The 16,257-nt window shown below is 70.6% G+C and carries 15 protein-coding genes and 1 pseudogene; 4 read left to right on the top strand and 12 right to left on the bottom strand.

The features are described 5' to 3' along the window. Positions 1 to 197 precede the first annotated feature (197 nt). From CG747_RS03390 to CG747_RS03360, 7 genes are all read right to left on the bottom strand, one after another. Positions 198 to 1,337: a zinc-binding dehydrogenase gene (locus tag CG747_RS03390; protein WP_100600096.1), complete on the bottom strand. Its 1,140-nt coding sequence runs from the start codon at positions 1,335 to 1,337 to the stop codon at positions 198 to 200. Then, complete coding sequence (locus CG747_RS03385; protein WP_100600095.1) at positions 1,334 to 1,636, bottom strand: putative quinol monooxygenase; 303 nt, start codon at positions 1,634 to 1,636, stop codon at positions 1,334 to 1,336. Before CG747_RS03385 ends, CG747_RS03390 begins: the two co-directional genes overlap by 4 nt. A 6-nt stretch (positions 1,637 to 1,642) precedes the next feature. Further along, positions 1,643 to 2,305, bottom strand: a complete 663-nt coding sequence (locus CG747_RS03380; protein WP_100600094.1) for a glycerol-3-phosphate responsive antiterminator — start codon at positions 2,303 to 2,305, stop codon at positions 1,643 to 1,645. Positions 2,306 to 2,347: 42 nt separating this feature from the next. Continuing rightward, positions 2,348 to 3,901 (bottom strand): FAD-binding oxidoreductase, encoded by a 1,554-nt coding sequence (locus CG747_RS03375; protein WP_100600093.1) that lies wholly within the window; start codon positions 3,899 to 3,901, stop codon positions 2,348 to 2,350. Beyond that, a complete protein-coding gene (locus tag CG747_RS03370) occupies positions 3,898 to 5,571 on the bottom strand; it encodes a glycerol-3-phosphate dehydrogenase/oxidase (RefSeq protein WP_100600092.1) in 1,674 nt (557 codons plus the stop codon). The genes CG747_RS03375 and CG747_RS03370 overlap by 4 nt, the downstream gene beginning before the upstream one ends. A gap of 75 nt (positions 5,572 to 5,646) precedes the next feature. Beyond that, entirely contained in the window at positions 5,647 to 7,224 is a 1,578-nt protein-coding gene (locus CG747_RS03365; protein ID WP_100600091.1) for an FGGY family carbohydrate kinase, read from the bottom strand. 123 nt (positions 7,225 to 7,347) lie between these two features. After that, positions 7,348 to 8,778, bottom strand: a complete 1,431-nt coding sequence (locus CG747_RS03360; protein ID WP_100600090.1) for an MFS transporter — start codon at positions 8,776 to 8,778, stop codon at positions 7,348 to 7,350. Between the two features lie 723 nt (positions 8,779 to 9,501). Here CG747_RS03360 and CG747_RS03355 point away from each other — a divergent pair. Both CG747_RS03355 and secY read left to right on the top strand, forming a co-directional pair. Next, entirely contained in the window at positions 9,502 to 10,005 is a 504-nt protein-coding gene (locus CG747_RS03355; protein ID WP_100600089.1) for a SigE family RNA polymerase sigma factor, read from the top strand. 733 nt (positions 10,006 to 10,738) lie between these two features. Then, positions 10,739 to 12,046, top strand: coding sequence for a preprotein translocase subunit SecY (secY, locus tag CG747_RS03350; RefSeq protein ID WP_100600088.1), 1,308 nt, complete (start codon positions 10,739 to 10,741; stop codon positions 12,044 to 12,046). A 122-nt stretch (positions 12,047 to 12,168) separates the two neighbouring features. Here the strand turns inward: secY and CG747_RS03345 are convergent, their stop codons facing one another. From CG747_RS03345 to CG747_RS03330, 4 genes are all read right to left on the bottom strand, one after another. Further along, positions 12,169 to 12,783, bottom strand: a complete 615-nt coding sequence (locus CG747_RS03345) for an FMN reductase (RefSeq protein ID WP_100600087.1) — start codon at positions 12,781 to 12,783, stop codon at positions 12,169 to 12,171. Beyond that, positions 12,780 to 13,865 carry an LLM class flavin-dependent oxidoreductase gene (locus tag CG747_RS03340; protein ID WP_100600086.1) on the bottom strand — a complete coding sequence of 362 codons (1,086 nt, stop codon included), beginning with the start codon at positions 13,863 to 13,865 and terminating at the stop codon, positions 12,780 to 12,782. The genes CG747_RS03345 and CG747_RS03340 overlap by 4 nt, the downstream gene beginning before the upstream one ends. 106 nt (positions 13,866 to 13,971) lie before the next feature. Beyond that, positions 13,972 to 14,808 carry an alpha/beta fold hydrolase gene (locus CG747_RS03335; protein WP_100600085.1) on the bottom strand — a complete coding sequence of 279 codons (837 nt, stop codon included), beginning with the start codon at positions 14,806 to 14,808 and terminating at the stop codon, positions 13,972 to 13,974. Positions 14,809 to 14,940: 132 nt separating this feature from the next. Next, positions 14,941 to 15,144, bottom strand: coding sequence for a helix-turn-helix transcriptional regulator (locus tag CG747_RS03330; RefSeq protein WP_219621417.1), 204 nt, complete (start codon positions 15,142 to 15,144; stop codon positions 14,941 to 14,943). Between CG747_RS03330 and CG747_RS50890 the strand changes: the two genes are divergently transcribed. Further along, positions 15,102 to 15,470, top strand: a complete 369-nt coding sequence (locus tag CG747_RS50890) for a transposase (protein WP_374701739.1) — start codon at positions 15,102 to 15,104, stop codon at positions 15,468 to 15,470. The two genes, CG747_RS03330 and CG747_RS50890, sit on opposite strands and share 43 nt — an antisense overlap. A 51-nt stretch (positions 15,471 to 15,521) precedes the next feature. Beyond that, the gene (locus CG747_RS49100; protein WP_257980193.1) at positions 15,522 to 15,728 is read left to right on the top strand and encodes a hypothetical protein; all 207 of its coding nucleotides are present in this window, start codon (positions 15,522 to 15,524) and stop codon (positions 15,726 to 15,728) included. A 191-nt stretch (positions 15,729 to 15,919) separates the two neighbouring features. On the opposite strand, the pseudogene CG747_RS03315 reads toward CG747_RS49100, so the two are convergent. Further along, positions 15,920 to 16,257, bottom strand: a pseudogene (locus tag CG747_RS03315) (alpha/beta hydrolase fold domain-containing protein); the annotation flags it as partial.

Below are 16,257 nucleotides of genomic sequence, written 5' to 3'. Positions count from 1 at the left end.
CGGACCGTACGGCACCGACATCCCCCGACGCACGCTCGCAACAGCGCAGTCCAGAGCAGGCCGCCGAGCCGCGGGAGTCGAAGGTTGTCGGCATGGGCATCCGCCCGGTTCGGTCGCAGTCCCCCCGAAATACCGGCACCGGGGACGGCGCCCCAGCCAGAATGGGAAAGGGCGCCGTGACGGTGCGGCGGGCCGGGTCAGCCGTCCAGCATCCCCGAGGTGTCGATGACCTGGCGGATCGCCCTGCCCGAGGCCAGTTCCTCCATCGCCGTGTTGATGTCGGTCAGCGGCAGGGTGCCGGTGTGCATCCGCTCCACCGGCATCAGGCCCGCCCGCCAGAGTCCCAGGAACCGGGGAATGTCGCGACGTGGTATCGCGTCGCCCATGTACGAGCCCAACAGGGACTTGCCCTCGCCCGCGAACGCCAGCGCCGGGACCTCCAGCACCCGGTCGGGCGCGGGAAGGCCCACCGAGACGACTGTGCCGCCCCGGGTCACGGCCGTCAGGCACTCGGCCATCACCTTCGCGCTGCCCACTGCCTCGATCGCCAACTCGGCACCGCCGGCGGTGAGTTCGCGAATCGCCTCGACCGCCTCGCCGGGTGCGTACGCGTGGGTCGCGCCCAGCTGGAGGGCCAGCTCGCGCTTCTCCGGCACCGGGTCGACGGCGACGACCGGGTACGCACCCGCCGCGCGGGCACCCAGCACCGCGGACAGGCCCACGCCGCCCAGACCGTAGACCACCACCGACTGGCCGGGTTGCAGGGCCGCCGTGTTGATGACCGCTCCGGCACCCGTCAGGACCGCGCAGCCGAACATCGACGCCACCGTGAACGGGACGTCCTCCGGGATCGGCACCACCGACTCCTGGGCCAGCACCGCATGTTCGGAGAACGCGGAGACGCCCAGCTGGTGGTGGACCAGGTTGCCGGAGCCGTCGGTCAGCAGCGACGGGCCGTGCAGCAGCGCCCCTGCCCCGTTCGCCGCGGCGGCCTGTGCGCACAGGGCCGGCCGGGCGGCCGCGCAGTCGGCGCAGAAGCCGCAGCTCGGCACGAAGACCAGGGCCACGTGGTCACCGGACCGAACGCGGCTGACGCCCGGTCCGGTCTCCTGCACGACGCCCACCGCCTCGTGCCCCAGCGCCATCGGCAGTGGGCGCACCCGGTCGCCGTTGACCACCGACAGGTCCGAGTGGCAGAGCGAGGCGGCCGCGATGCGGACCAGCACCTCGCCCTCGCGCGGGGCGCCCAGCTCCAGCTCCTCCACCTCGACCGGGCGGGTCTTCGAGTAGGGGCGGGCGGTCGACACGCCGCGCAGCACCACCGCACGGGTCTTCATACCCGTACCTCCGGACGCGGGGCGCAGCGCAGCACGTCACGGCTCTCCAGCAGCGGGACGATCTTGTCGAGCACGATCTCCTGGAAGTGCGGGGCGGCGCAGTGCGCGGTGAAGTCGGCTGCGGAGCGGTACTCCTCGTACAGCAGGATCGACCGCGGGTCCTCGGTGCCCTGGTGGACGCGGTAGGCGAGGTTGCCCGGCTCCTTTCGGGACGCGGCGGCCATGGTGTCGAGGAGGGCGAGGACGGTGTCCTCCTCGCCCTCCTCGGTGCGGTACCGGGCGACGACGACGTATGACATGGGGGCTTACTCCTGGGACGGTGGGGCGGGCCTCTTCAGCGCGGCGCGCGGAACCGGCGGCAGCTGGTCCCGGCGCAGGTGCCAGAGGCGGGGGTCGGACGTGGCGGCGGCAACTGACCCGAGGGCCAGCGCCAGCGCCACGTCCGCGGGGGTCTCCACGAAGCCCGCGGCGACCGACGGGGACATCGCGTGCAGTGCCTGCTCGTTCATCCGGGCGACGATCGGGGCGGGCATGATCTCGACCAGGTCCGGCGCCCCGCGCGAGATCGCGTCCATGGAGCGGCGCAGATTGGACCGGTCGGTGACGAACACCTTCATCATCGTCAGCAGGCCGAGCGGCCGGCCCTTCTCGATCAGCGAGAGCCGGGTGCTGACCACGCCGTGCGCGCCCATGTTCTTGATGAACTCCAGCGCGCCCCGGTCCTGGGCCAGACCGGGGCTGCTGTCCACGTTCACGAACACGGTCTTCCCCGCCCGGCCCAGCGCCGGCACCACCTGGGGCAGCTGCCCCACCGCGAGCGACGCGACGATGCACGCCTTGGCCGGCGCGGTCAGGAACTGCCGCAGCAGCTGGGTGCCGACGACCGACGCGACGACCGGGACCTCGTCGAGCGAGGAGACCAGCCGGGCATCGAGCGCGGCACCGGACCGGGACGGGAAACGAGTCATGGCAAGGGCCTACCTGGGATCAAGGGTTCGTGGCTGCCGAGGTCAGTTCAGCGGGGACGTACCGAAGCGGCTGGGAAGGCCCAGCTTGCCAGGGTTGAGAATGCCGGCCGGGTCCAGGGCGTTCTTCACCGCGACGAACGTCGCGAAGCCCGCCCCGAGGGATTCCTCCAGGTAGGGGCCGCGCAGCAGACCGCAGCCGTGGTGGTGGCTGAGCGCCGCCGCGTGCTTGATGAGCACGGCGTTGGCCGCGTCCCACACCGAGCGGTACCAGTCGCGGCGTGACTCGGGCGCCACGTTTCCGCGGAGCGAGAAGTAGACGCAGGCGCCGTCGGTGTACGCGTGGGACTGGTGGGCCGAGGCGGCCAGGGTGCCGTCCACCGCCTGGATAGCGGCGACGACCTCGTCGTAGATCTCCGGCAGGTCGGTCCAGGACGCGGCCATCTCCAGGGTGTCGGCGACGAAGCCCGGACCCGGCTCGAAGCCGTCGGCGGACTTGCCGACCAGCATCCGCTCGTCCAGCCAACGTGCGAAGACTGCCTGGCTGTCCAGCTCGGGGCCGTACTCCTCGCAGACCTCCTTCGCCACCTTGAGCGTGGCGTCGACGATGGCCGGGTCGCCCTCGTCGGCGATGAGCAGGAGGTTGGTCTCCGGGTGGCCGAAGTGGGTGCCCGACTCCAGGGTGTCGTACAGGCGCAGCACGGCCGGGGTGGCACCGCGCTGCATGATCCGGCGGCAGGCGTCCAGGCCCTCCGCGAAGGTCTTGAAGCCGTACGCGGCGGCGCTCGCGTACTCCGGCAGCGGGTGGACCCGCAGCCGGGCCGAGACGATGACGCCGAGGGTGCCCTCGGAGCCGACGAACAGCTGGCGCAGGTCCGGGCCGACCGCGGCGCGGGCGTAGTCGCCGTATGTGGCCCGGGTGCCGTCGGCGTGCACGACGTCGACGCCGACGACCATGTCCTCGATCTTGCCGTACCGGGTGGAGAGTTGACCGGCGCCGCGGCAGGCGATCCAGCCGCCGACGGTGGAGACGGCGAACGCGGACGGCCAGTGGCCGGTGGTGACGCCGTACTCCTCCTGGAGCTGCTTCTCGAAGAGGTCGCCGAACATGCCGGCCTGGACGTCCACGATGTTCGACTCGGCGTCGAAGCCGGTGATCCGGTTCAGCCCGCAGACGTCCAGGACGACGCCGCCGAAGACCGGGAGCGCCGCGCCCGTGACGTTGGAGCGGCCCGCGGACGGGGTGACCGGGATACCGGCCTCGTGGCAGATCCGCAGCACGGCCGCCACCTGGTCGGCGTCGGCCGCCTCGACGATCACGGCGTTCGGGGTCGCCGGACGTCCCTCGGTCTCGCCGATCATCGAGCCGGCCCACCAGTCACGGGTCCGGGTGACGACCTCCTCGCGGGAGGTGTGCACCGCGTGCGCGGCCTCGCGCAGCGCCTCGACCACGGACTCCGGGACCTCGACCGGGTTCACCTGGAGCGCGGCCTCGCCGTCGCCGATCGGGGTGTTCCGCGCCCACTTGGCGAAGCTGGGGGCACCGACGGTGTAGCGGCCCCGGTTGAACGGGTGGGTGATGGTCTGACGGCTGATCATGCTGCTGCCCCTTCGAGGAGTACGGACTTTTCGTGACGGACGGCTGCGAGGTACTCGGCGACCGAACGCTCGACCTCCGCCTCCGTGAGGTTCAGTTCCCGGCCGAGGATCGCGCCGACGGACTCGGCGGCGTCGGCGGAGGCGTCCCGGGCGAACAGCCGGGCCCGCGTGCGGCGGGAGAGGACGTCGTCGACCGACCGGGCCAGCTCGGCACGGGCCGCGTACACCACCTCCGCCTTCGTGTACGGCAGTCCCGCGACGATCGGCTCGGCCAGCGACGGGTCGTCCTGGATGAGGTCGCCGACGAAGCGGGCCTCGGTGCCGAAGCGTTCGCCCAGGTGCGCGGCGAGGCCGCCGGACGCGGCGACGGCCTCGGAGTCGTATCCGGCGCCGCCGAGGAGCGGCAGGTCGGTGGTGCGGCTCTTCCCCTTGCGGCCGAGGACCGTCATCACCTTGTCGATGACGAGCTCGCCCATGTGCCGGCTGGTGGTGAGCTTGCCGCCGGTCACCGTCACCATGCCGGTGCGGCCGACGGCGATGTGGTGGTCGCGGCGCATGTCGAGGGTGGCGCCCTCCTTGCCGCCGACCAGCGGGCGCAGACCGCCGATGGAGCCGACCACGTCGTCCGGCCCGAGCTCTCCCTCGAAGGCGGTGTTGGCGCCCTCCAGAAGGAACTCCATCTCTTCACGGGTGCAGTGCACGTCGTCGAGGGATCCCCGGTAGTCCTCGTCGGTGGTGCCCAGCACGACGTTGTTGCCCCAGCGGGTGCAGGTCGCGCGGCGGGCCCGGCCGGGGATCGGCACGGTGACCGTGCAGTTGATCCGCACCTTCTCCCACGGCACCACGATGTGGACGCCCTTGGCGGGCCGGACCTGCGGCCGGTGGCCCTCGTCCGCCTTCGCGTCCAGCTCGTCGGTCCACACTCCGGTGGCGTTGACGACGGCCGCCGCGCGGATGTCGAGGGTGTCGCCGTCCGCCGCGATCCGGGCCCCGCACACCTGGCCCCTCCGCGTCAACACGCCTTCCGCCGCCGCCCCGTTGAGGACCGTCGCTCCGAGCGCGGCCGCGGTGCGGACGATGGTGAGGACCAGGCGGGCGTCGTCGGTGCGGGCGTCGAAGTACATCAACCCGCCCTTGAGGTTCTCGGGGCGCAGCGTCGGCGCCTGGGCGAGCACCTCGGGAACGGTGAGCCGCTGGTGAAGCTTGCCGATCCGCCATCCGCCGACCAGGTCGTACGTCCACAGCAAGCCCTCGAAGCCCTTGGCGAGGCGGGCGTCGAAGACACCCTCCTTCTCCAGGATCGGGAAGAGGAACGGCAGCCGGTGCACCAGGTGCGGGGCGTTCTTCCGGAAGCGGTGGCGCTCCAGGAGCGAGTGCCGGACCAGGTTGACATTGCCCTGCTCGATGTAGCGCAGGCCGCCGTGCACCATCTTCGACGACTTCGACGAGGTGCCGGAGGCGAAGTCGTCCTTCTCGACCAGGGCTGCGCGCAGACCGCGCGAGGCGGCGTCGAGCACGGCGTAGGCCCCGGTGATGCCACCACCGATGACGAGCACGTCGTACATCTCGTCGGCCAACCGGCGCTTGAGCGCCGCCCGGTCGAGCAACAGAGGCGTCCGGCGGGTCGCCGCGGCGTCGCGCCGCGGTTTCCGGGCGGGCATCGTGATCACAACATCAACTCCTGGTGTTCCGGTGCGGCGGTCCCGTCATCGAGTGCGGGTCGCCGGTGCGACGGCCGGGGGCCGTCAGCGGAGGGTGCGAGGTGCGGACGCGCAGTCCCGGGTCGGGAGAAGCGCGGGGTTGTTCAGATGGGTGGTCAGCTCGTCGCACCAGGCGGCCCGCAACTCGGTGCGCTCGGTCGCCGTGATCGACGGCTCGAAGATCCGGCCCGGCGGCTGCGCCTCGACGACCTCTTCGAGCGAGGACCACAGCCCCTGGGCGACCCCGGCCAGGTACGCGGTGCCGCGCAGGCTCGCGGTGGCGGAGTCGGCGACCCGTTCCAGCGGCAGGCCGGTCAGATCGGCCTGGATCTGCATCAGCGGGTCGCTGCCGGAGACCCCGCCGCCGACCCGGAGCCGGGTGAACGGGGTGCCCATGGTGTCGGCGACCCCGTCGATCAGGTCGCACACCGAGTGTGCGATCCCGTCGAGCACGGCGCGGGCGAGATCGGCGCGGGTGGTGGCGAGGGTGAGCCCGGTGAGGGACGCGGTGGCCTCCGGGTGCCAGACCGGCGTACGGACGCCGGCGAGCGCCGGGACGAAGCGCGGGGTGCGGCCCGGCCGGGTACGGACCCGACCCGCCTCCTCACCGAGCTCCTCCGGCGACGCGAACAGCCTCAGGTCGTCGCAGAGCCAGCGAAGCGCCGAACCCGCGGTGGAGGTGTACGCCTCCAGGCTGTAGTGGGTGGTGTCGCGCTGCCGCCGGCCGGGCTGGGCGAGCACCCCGGCGATGTCCGGCCGAGGCAGGGCGGGCGTGGTGCCGGTCGCCGCGTCGACGAACGCGCCGGTCCCGTACATGCACATGCCCTGCCCGGCGGCGAGACCGCCGAGCGCGACGAGTGCGGCGTGCTGGTCACCCATGGAGGCGGTCAGCGGGACGGCGGTACCGAGGGCGGCCGGGTCGGTCATGCCGAAACCCGCGTCGTCGGACCGGAGTTCCGGCAGCAGGTCGAGGGGGAAGCCGAGGTGGCCGATCCATTCCTCGTCCCAGGCGTGCCGGTCCAGCAGGTAACCGCCGGTGGACGCGGCGTTGGTCGGGGTGATGGCGTGTACGGCGCCACCGGTGAGGCGCCAGATCAGCCAGGTGTCGACGGTGCCGAAGAGCAGCCGTCCCGCCCGGTGCGCCTCGGCCACCTCCGGGTGCGCGGCGATCTGCCGGGCGGCCCAGAGGAACGGGGCGCGGGCGCCGACCGGCCTGCCCTGCCGGGCCAGCAGGACGGCGTCCCACTCCGCCTCGTAGGCGGTGAGCTCGTGCGCATACCGGCGGTCCTGCCACACCACCGCGGGCAGCAGCGGCCGTCCGGTGACCCGGTCCCACAGCATCACCGTGGCCCGCTGGGTGGACAGCGCGACCGAGGTGATCTCGATGCCCTCCCCGCGCGCCCGGGAGAAAGCCTGGCGCGCCACCTCGACGGTGGCGGTCCAGATCTCCATCGGGTCCTGCTCGACCGCGAGGTCGTTCGGATGGCTGACCTTGATCGGCCGGTAGAACACCTCATGGGTTGCGCCCGAGTCGAGCACGACTCCGGCGCGGGTGCCCGTGGTGCCCTCGTCGATGGACAGCACACCGCGCCGTGGGGAGGCGCCGGAGAACGTCTGCGTCATGGCAGCCCTTTCATTCGAGCATCGCGAGTGAGCCGTGCGGAGGGGTACGGAGCGGACGGATGCGGCGGGGAGAGGCGAGGAGAGGAGGCGACCAACCGTGTGGTGCGCCGGGTCCGGCGGCGGTCAGCGCACGGTCGCGGAGGGCGCCGCAGTGGTGTCGCGGCCCGGTCCGGCGCTCTCGTCGGGCGAGGCGGCCTTCGTCGGGTCCCACTTGATCGCCAGGCAGGTGATCAGGCCGATCAGCGGTACGGCGGACAGCACCAGGAAGGTGTCGGCGAGGCCCAACGAGTCCTTGATCTGCGGAAACACATACAGCCCGGCGACGCTGCCGAAGCTGCCGACCATCCCGGTGACACCGGTGCCCAGCGCGCGGACGTCACTGCTGTAGGAGAGCGCGGCGATGGACTTGCCGTTGGCACCGGGGCCCGCCGAGTGGCAGAGGATGAACAGCACCGGCAGCAGGAACGCCACGGCCATGGGCGCCTTCCCGAAGGTCAGCCCCATCGCCACCAGGGCCACGAAGACCCCGGCGAAACCGGCGGCGGAGCTGAGCCGCAGCCCGAGGCGGCGGCCGAAGTACGCGGACAGCAACCCGCCCGCGATACCGAAGGCGTTGAACACCATCGAGCCGATGGTGGCCTTCTCGAAGCTCTCCCCGAAGATCGTCAGGCTGATCAGCGGGAGGTACCAGCCGACCGCGAAGTACTGCATCGACTGCCCGAGCGAGATCACCGAGGACAGGAGCGTGCGCGGCAGGTACTCGCCCTTGAACAGGATCCCGGCCTGGCGGAACCCGATGGCGGGTGCCTGGGCCGCGATGCGGGTCACCGCGTCGGGCGTACCGGCGACGGCCTTGATCCCGTAGATCCGGTCCAGGTTGGCGACGGACTCGTCCAGCCGGCCCTTGCTGGCCAGCCAGGCGGGACTCTCCTTGAGCATCAGCGCCTGGACCAGCAGCAGCGCGGCGGCGACGACCGCGGCCGAGCCGACCGACCAGCGCCAGATGTCGGCGCCGACGTCCAGGTTGAAGAAGACCAGGGCCAGGGCGAGGTTGCTGGTGGTGGCGACGTACCAGACGGCCTGCCACAGGTTGAGCCGGCCGCCCAGCTTCGCGGGCGTGTACTCGGCGAGCAGCGCCATGGCCACCGCGAAGTCGATGCCGTACGCGACACCCACCAGGACCCGGCCGAGCCAGACGACGGTGAAGTCGCCGGCGAGCGCGGCGAGCAGGCCGCCCGCGATCGCGAACACCTTGGCGATGAGGAGCGGGGGAACGCGGCCGATGCGGGTGGCGAGCCAGCCACCGAGGGGATTGAAGATGATCGCCAGGGCCGGAGCGGTGGCCGTGAGGATCGAGACCTGGGTGCTGGTGAGCTCCATCTGGGACGTCATCGGTCCCAGACCGGCGCTCAGCGCCGCGTTCGAGTAGGCGTCGAGGAACAGCCCGCCGAACACGAGAAACCAGATGACCTGCGCCCGGCCGGTGATCTTTCCCAGCCCGTCGATGAGCGCAACGACGTCGGCGACGCCTCTGACGCCCGAACGTTGTGCCATGAATCCGCCTTCGAGGAAGACCTACCGGCGGCACGGGGAACGCACAAAAAGGCACGACGAAGCCACCGACAGGTGGTCTGTGTCTATGCCTGTCAAAACACTGCGGAAAGCGCCGCAGCACGTGTACTGCTGGAACTGCCGTTGAGCAGTGCAGTGAGGTTAGGAACGAGCCAGGAGAAACGTCAAGGGTTTCAGCCAGGTTACCGAAACGTGACACGCGGGGGCGTGGCCCGCACGGGACTTGGCGGGGCGAGCTGCCGACACGGCGGGAATCCGGCAGCACTGCATCCCCGCCCGCCTCGGACGGCGAGTCAGTCGGCGGCGGTTTCCCCGACGATGAGCGGGATGTCCAACGTGACGCCCTCAGGCGTGGCGAGGCGAAGCGTGTAGCTCCCGGAGCACTCGCCGGCGAAGAGCTGCGGGAGAGTGGGCCGCCCCTCGGAGTCGATCCTGGGCAGGGGAAGGGTGCTGCGTTGCGTACCTCGTTGGCAGTCTTCGCGTCCTGGTCGTCGGGGTGTACGGGCCCGCAGGCATGCGGACCGACTCGTCCACCACCCGCAGACCTCCCGTCCGACCTGCCGCCGCGGCCCCGGACACGTCGCGCCACGGGCACGGCCGGGATGGCATGCGTGATCCAAGTCACTTGCCGGGGTGCATAGCAGGGCAGGGGCCAGTGCCTTTATTGAAGGTGTAGGGGCGTGTTGAGGTGAGGGGGCGACGCTGATGGGGCAGTTGCGGGCCGATGAGTTCGACCGGTTCGTGGCGGCTCGGTGGTCGACGTTGCTTCACCTGGCGCGGCTGTTCACCGGTGGAGACCGGCACCGGGCCGAGGATCTGCTGCAGGAAGCGCTCGTCAAACTGTGGTTTGCCTGGCCAAAGGTGGCCAAGGCGGCGCCCGAGGCGTATGTGCGCAGGGTCCTGGCCCGTGCTGCGGCTCGCTCGGCACGGCGTCGCTGGTGGGGCGAGCACCCTGTGGACCAGCTGCCCGACCCGCCCGAGGTGGCAGATGAGACCGCTGCCGTGGACGAGCAGACCCGGTTGGAGGCCGTGTTGGCGTTGCTGCCGGCGCGGCAGCGGGCTGCGGTGGTGCTGCGCTACTACCAGGACCTGCCCGAGCGGGATGTCGCGGAGGTGCTGGGCTGTCCGGTGGGTACCGCCCGTTCTCTGACGACCCGCGGCGTTGCACGGCTGCGTCAGCTTCTGGCTGAGGCAGAGCCGGTGGAGTGAAGAGGGAGCTATGGATCACTTCGAGCAGGAGCTGGCGCGGATGATGCGCGACAGCCAGGAGGACACGCTCTATGAGGACCGGCACCGAGACCGACTGCACGCCGGCGTTCGCGCACGCCGGCGGGCCCGGGCGGCCTGGACGGCCACCGGATCCGTGCTGACCGTTGCGGGGCTCGGAGTCGGACTGATGGTGCTGCCGAGCTCCTTCGCTCAGGACGGCCCCACCAGTCCTCAGCGCCGCCCCGGTACCCCCGCGGAATCGGTCCCGATGCCGTCGACGCCCCGCCCCGTGCCCAGTGCCACGAAGGCGCCGATGCCGACCTGCACGTCAACCACCCGGCCGGTGCCGACGCCCTATCACCCCTCGCGCTCCGAGCCTTCGATGCCCACCCGTACCTCACCCCCCAAGCCGGTTCCGATGCCGACCTGCGCCTCAACTACCGGTCCGGTTCCGACGCGGACACAAAGCTCGACCGCCAGGTAGCGCCCTGGCCGCATTCAAGCGGTCGCGATGGGTGTGTACGGAAGCCCAGTGTCCGTGCGCCTGAGTGAGAGGGAGAAGGCGACTTCGTTTGCGCGCGCACCGCACCCTGGGCAACCAAGTCGGCTACGGGGGCCTGCCTCGGAACCCGCCGTGCGGGCGAGCTCCGCACAGTACGGCCGCTACGTATTCATCGATCCTCAAGACCGTCGCCTCCCGGCCCCAAAAGTGGCGGGAGGCGCAGGAGGCACCGTGCTCACCGCGTTCGCCCGAGCGTTCAAGACGCCCGACCTGCGCAAGAAGCTGCTGTTCACATTGGGCATCATCGTGCTCTACCGGATCGGAGTGCACATCCCCGTCCCAGGGGTGAACTACGCGAACGTCGAGTTCTGCATGGATCGGACCCACGCCAACAGCGGGTTGTTCGGCCTGGTGAACATGTTCAGCGGTGGTGCGCTGCTGCAGATCTCCGTCTTCGCGCTGGGGATCATGCCGTACATCACGGCGAGCATCATCCTCCAACTGCTGACCGTGGTGATCCCGCGCCTGGAGGCCCTCAAGAAGGAGGGGCAGTCCGGCCAGGCAAAGATCACCCAGTACACCCGCTATCTGACCGTGGCGCTCGCCGCCCTGGAGGGCACCGCCCTGGTATCCGCCGCACGCGCCGGTTCGCTCTTCCAGGGCTGCACGCGCCAGATCGTGCCCGACAGCTCGGTCTTCATCACCATCACGATGGTCATCACGATGACCGCCGGCACCTGCCTGACCATGTGGCTCGGTGAGTTGGTCACCGACCGCGGTATCGGCAACGGCATGTCGATCCTGATGTTCATCTCGATCGCGGCCCGCTTCCCGAGCGCACTGTGGCAGGTCAAGCTCCAGGGCAAGCTCGCCGACGGCTGGATCGAGTTCTTCGCGGTGATCCTGGTGAGCCTGGCAATGGTCGCCCTGGTCGTCTTCGTCGAGCAGGCGCAGCGGCGCATCCCGGTGCAGTACGCGAAGCGGATGATCGGTCGCCGGTCCTACGGCGGTACGTCCACCTACATCCCGCTCAAGGTGAACCAGGCAGGTGTGATTCCCGTTATCTTCGCGTCGTCGCTGCTCTCCGTCCCGGCGCTCATCGCACAGTTCAGCGGGTCGAAGGCGGCATGGGCGACCTGGATCGCCACCAACTTCACCAAGGGAGACCGCCCCGTCTACCTCGCCGCGTACGTCTTGTTGATCGTGTTCTTCGCCTTCTTCTACGTGGCCATCAGCTTCAACCCGGAAGAAGTCGCCGACACCATGAAAAAGCACGGTGGCTTCATTCCAGGCATCCGGGCTGGTCGCCCGACGGCCGAGTACCTCAGCTACGTGCTCAACCGGATCACATGGCCGGGCTCGCTGTACCTGGGGCTGATCGCACTCGTACCAACAGTGGAGTTGGTGCTGTTCAACGCGAACCAGAACTTCCCGTTCGGCGGGACGAGCATCCTCATCATCGTGAGTGTGGGCCTGGAGACCGTGAAGCAGATCGAGAGCCAGCTCCAGCAGCGCAACTACGAAGGCTTCCTCCGCTGATGCGAAGCGTCCTCGTCGGACCCCCGGGGGCCGGCCCGGGCCGCACGGGACGGGCCCGGGCCGCGTGCGGTACGGCGGATCAGTATGAACCACCCCGCCGTCGCCCGGGCCAGGGGCCCGTCTCAGTCGAAGCGCAGGTCGGCGAGTTGCCGTTCGAGGACGGTGACGTCGTCCTCGGGTTCTTCCCGGACCGGGCGCGCTGCCATGAGCGTGGCGAGCTCGGCGCCGGCCCGGCGGACGCGGCCGGGCAGGCCGTCGGTGTACTCGTCTCCCCCCGACCCCCAGTCCTCGGAGGCCGCGAACACGGCGGTGGGGACGACGACGGCGCGGAGATAGGCGAAGAGCGGGCGCACGGCGTGCTCCAGGGCCAGGGAGTGGCGGGCGGTACCACCCGTCGCCGCGATCAGGACCGGCTTCCCGCTGAGGGCGTCCGGATCGATCACGTCGAAGAAGGACTTGAAGAGGCCACTGTAGGAAGCCGCGAACACGGGAGTGACGACGATCAGGGCGTCGGCCGCCGTCACCGCGTCGATCGCGGCGTTCAGTCGCGGCGGTGGAAAGCCGGTCACGAGATGGTTGGCGATGTCGCCGGCCAGTTCGCGCAGCTCCACGACCTCGGTCGACGCCGCGTGCCCCCGGGCGGCGAGTTCGTCGCGGGCCGACTCGGCCAGCCGGTCCGCGAGCAGGCGGGTGGAGGAGGGGGTGCTCAGCCCCGCGGAGACGACGATCAGCTTCACGCCGCGGACACCTCCCGGACGGCTCGAAGCGACGCGTGCGTGGGGGCCTCCGGCACGTCGGCCGGACGCCCCTTCGCAAATTCCCTCCGCAGCACGGGCACGACCTCTTCGCCGAGGATGTCGAGCTGTTCCAGAACGGTCTTCAGGGGCAGGCCCGCGTGGTCCATCAGGAACAGCTGGCGCTGGTAGTCGCCGACGGTCTCCCGGAACGACAGGGTCCGCTCGATGACCTGCTGGGGAGAGCCCACCGTCAGCGGGGTCTGCTCGGTGAAGTCCTCGAGCGACGGGCCGTGGCCGTACACGGGTGCGTTGTCGAAGTAGGGCCGGAACTCCTGTACGGCGTCCTGGGAATTCTTCCGCATGAAGACCTGTCCGCCCAGGCCGACGACGGCGTCCTCCGGTCGGCCGTGACCGTGGTGCGCGAACCGGCGCCGGTACAGCTGCACCATGCGTCTGGTGTGGTCGGCCGGCCAGAAGATGTTGTTGTGGAAGAAGCCGTCGCCGTAGAAGGCGGCCTGCTCCGCGATCTCGGGGGACCTGATGGATCCGTGCCAGACGAAGGGCGGGACGCCGTCCAGGGGCCGCGGTGTCGAGGTGAAGGCCTGGAGCGGCGTACGGAACGTGCCCTCCCAGTCCACGACGTCCTCGCGCCACAGCCGGCGCAGCAGCGCGTAGTTCTCCTTGGCGAGGTTGATGCCCTGGCGGATGTCCTGTCCGAACCACGGGTAGACCGGACCGGTGTTGCCGCGCCCCAGCATGAGGTCGACCCGGCCGTCGGCCAGGTGCTGGAGCGTCGCGAAGTCCTCGGCGATCTTCACCGGGTCGTTGGTGGTGATCAGCGTGGTGGCGGTGGACAGGATCAGTTTCTCGGTCCGGGCGGCGATGTAGCCGAGCATGGTGGTCGGTGACGACGGTACGAACGGCGGGTTGTGGTGCTCGCCGGTCGCAAAGACGTCCAGGCCGACTTCCTCAGCCTTGAGTGCGATGGCGACCATCGCCTTGATGCGCTCGTGTTCGGTCGGAGTGCGACCGTTGGTGGGGTCGGGTGTCACGTCCCCGACGGTGAAGATGCCGAACTGCATGGGGTGTCTGCTCTCCTGAAACTCGTCCGGTTCCTGCGCAGGGGAACCAGGGGGCCGGGGCGACGCCGGGGGCTCCGGCGGCACCCGACGGGTCAACGGTGTGGCGTCACTTCGCCAGGAAGGCGAGGAGGGCGCTGTTGACCTCCTCGGCGTGGGTCCACAGCAGACCGTGCGGGGCACCCTCGATCTCGACGTAGTCGGCGGACGGGAGGGCCTTGTGGAAGGGGCGCGCGGTGCCCTCGGCCGGGAGGATGCGGTCGGCGGTGCCGTGCAGGATCAGGGCCGGCACGTCGACGGCGGGGATGTCGGCGCGGAAGTCGGTGTACCAGGTCGCCGGCGCGGCGGACGCGGCGAAGGAGCCGCCGCCGGCCGCGGTGTTCCAGCTGTTGCGGACGGCCTCCTCGCTGATGCGGGTGCCCAGGTTCTCGTCGAGGTTGTAGAAGTCGTTGAAGAAGGCCGTGTAGTAGGCGTAGCGGTCGGCCTTGACGGCGGCGACGACGCCGTCGAAGAACTCCTTCGGGGCGACGCCCTCCGGGTTGTCGTCGCTCTTGAGCAGGCAGGGTTCGAGCGAGGCCAGGAAGGCGACCTTGGCGACCCGGCCGGAGCCGTACGTGGACACGTAGCGCGCGACCTCGCCGGTACCCATGGAGAAGCCGACCAGGACGGCGTCGTTCAGGTCGAGGGTTTCCATCACGGTGTTCAGGTCGGCCGCGAAAGTGTCGTAGTCGTAGCCGGTGGTCGGCTGGGAGGACTGCCCGAAGCCGCGCCGGTCGTAGGTGATCACGCGGTAGCCGGCGTCGAGCAGCGCGGCGGTCTGCCGCTCCCAGGAGTGGCCGTCGAGCGGGAAGCCGTGGATGAGGACGACCGGCTGCCCGGTGCCGTGGTCCTCGTAGTAGAGGTCGATGGCGGTGGAGTTCTCTTGGCCCACGGTGATGTACGGCATGGCTCGCTTCCTCGATTCGGGTCGGCTGGTCCGCGCGTCGAAGCGGCGCGGTATGCCGTCACGCTAGGACCGGCCTGGCGCCTCCTGTTGGCGTGGGGCGCACCACACCTTGCACGGGAGCGCAGAGCTCGCTCAGTCGGCGGTGGCTGTCCCGGGGTCGCCCTCCGCCAGCACGATCCGGGCCAGGCGGACCCTGAAGTGCACCGAGAGCTTGCGGAAGATCGACGCCAGATGGGTGTTGACCGTGTGCGGGGAGACGAGGAGGGCGGCCGCGGCCAACCGGTTGGTGTGACCTGCGGCGATCAGCCGGGCCACCTTGCGCTCCGAGGCCGTCAGCGCGTCCCAGCCCTGGCCGGGGCGCGGCCGGAGGCCTCCGGTGCGCCGACCGGAGCGGGTCGTGGCACGACCTGCAAGCGGCCGCCCGCCGCCAGGCCGCCACCGACCCGGACTGGCAAACCGACTACCGCCGCTGGCGGCCCCCGGTCGAACGCGCCGTCGCCTGGCTCGTCCAGCACGGCAACCGCAGACTCCGCTACCGCGGAACCATCAACAACAACATCTGGCTTCACACCCGAGCCGCCGCCCTCAACCTCCGCCGACCGACCAACCTCGGACTCACCCACACCCGCGGCAGCTGGCAACTCGCCCCGGCCACCGCATAGCAAACAGGGGCTGCCCGGCCTACGGCCGGACAGCCCCTCACCAAGATCTTCATGAGCCTTCTGGCCGACGACATCCGCGGCAGGGCGGAGCTCGCGGGGTGGGAACGCCGCGCCCAGCTGCTCGCCGTGCCGGGCACCGTCTATGCCCCGGACACCGACGGCGTCGTCCAGGCCGAGCTCGCCGCCATGGCCGCCGCCGCGCGGGAAGCCGAGTTGCGCGAAGCCGCCGGGATCGCGGCCCGTGCCGATGAGCTCTAGGCGTTGCGCGAGCTGGGCACGCTGGAGCAGACCGAGCCCGCGAAAACGACGAAGCGGTCCGTGATGAACTCACCCGCCGCGTGGACAGGTACGTGCCGGCCGACATTGATGAACCTCGGGGCCATAGCTATCACCGGCTCGCGTAGCGGCAGGCGACCCGTACCGGCGTGCCCTGTGCCTCGCGCAGCGGGTCAGGCCGGGTGGAGCGCGGTGTGGAGGGTGTCGGTGGCCGGAGTGATGGCGGTCTGGGCGCCGTGGGTGGGGCGTAGAGCATTGAGCATCACGAAGTCGTGGATGACCGCCCTGGACGCGGACGGCGGTCACGGCTACGCCTGCGGTGCGGAGGTTGGCGGCGTATGCCTCACCCTCGTCGCGCAGGACGTCGGCCTCTCCGGTGGTGATCAGGGCCGGGGGCAGGCCGGTGAGCTGGTCGGTGGTGGCGCGCAGCGGGGAGGCGGTGATCTGGGCGCGCTCGGCCTCGTCGGTCGTGTACTGGTCCCAGAACCACTGAGCCGTTTCCAAGCTGGCG

Origin of the sequence: Streptomyces sp. CB02959, assembly GCF_002803155.1 — a bacterium.
In the GTDB taxonomy this organism is placed as follows: domain Bacteria; phylum Actinomycetota; class Actinomycetes; order Streptomycetales; family Streptomycetaceae; genus Streptomyces.
This window is presented reverse-complemented; position numbering and strand designations above follow the sequence as displayed.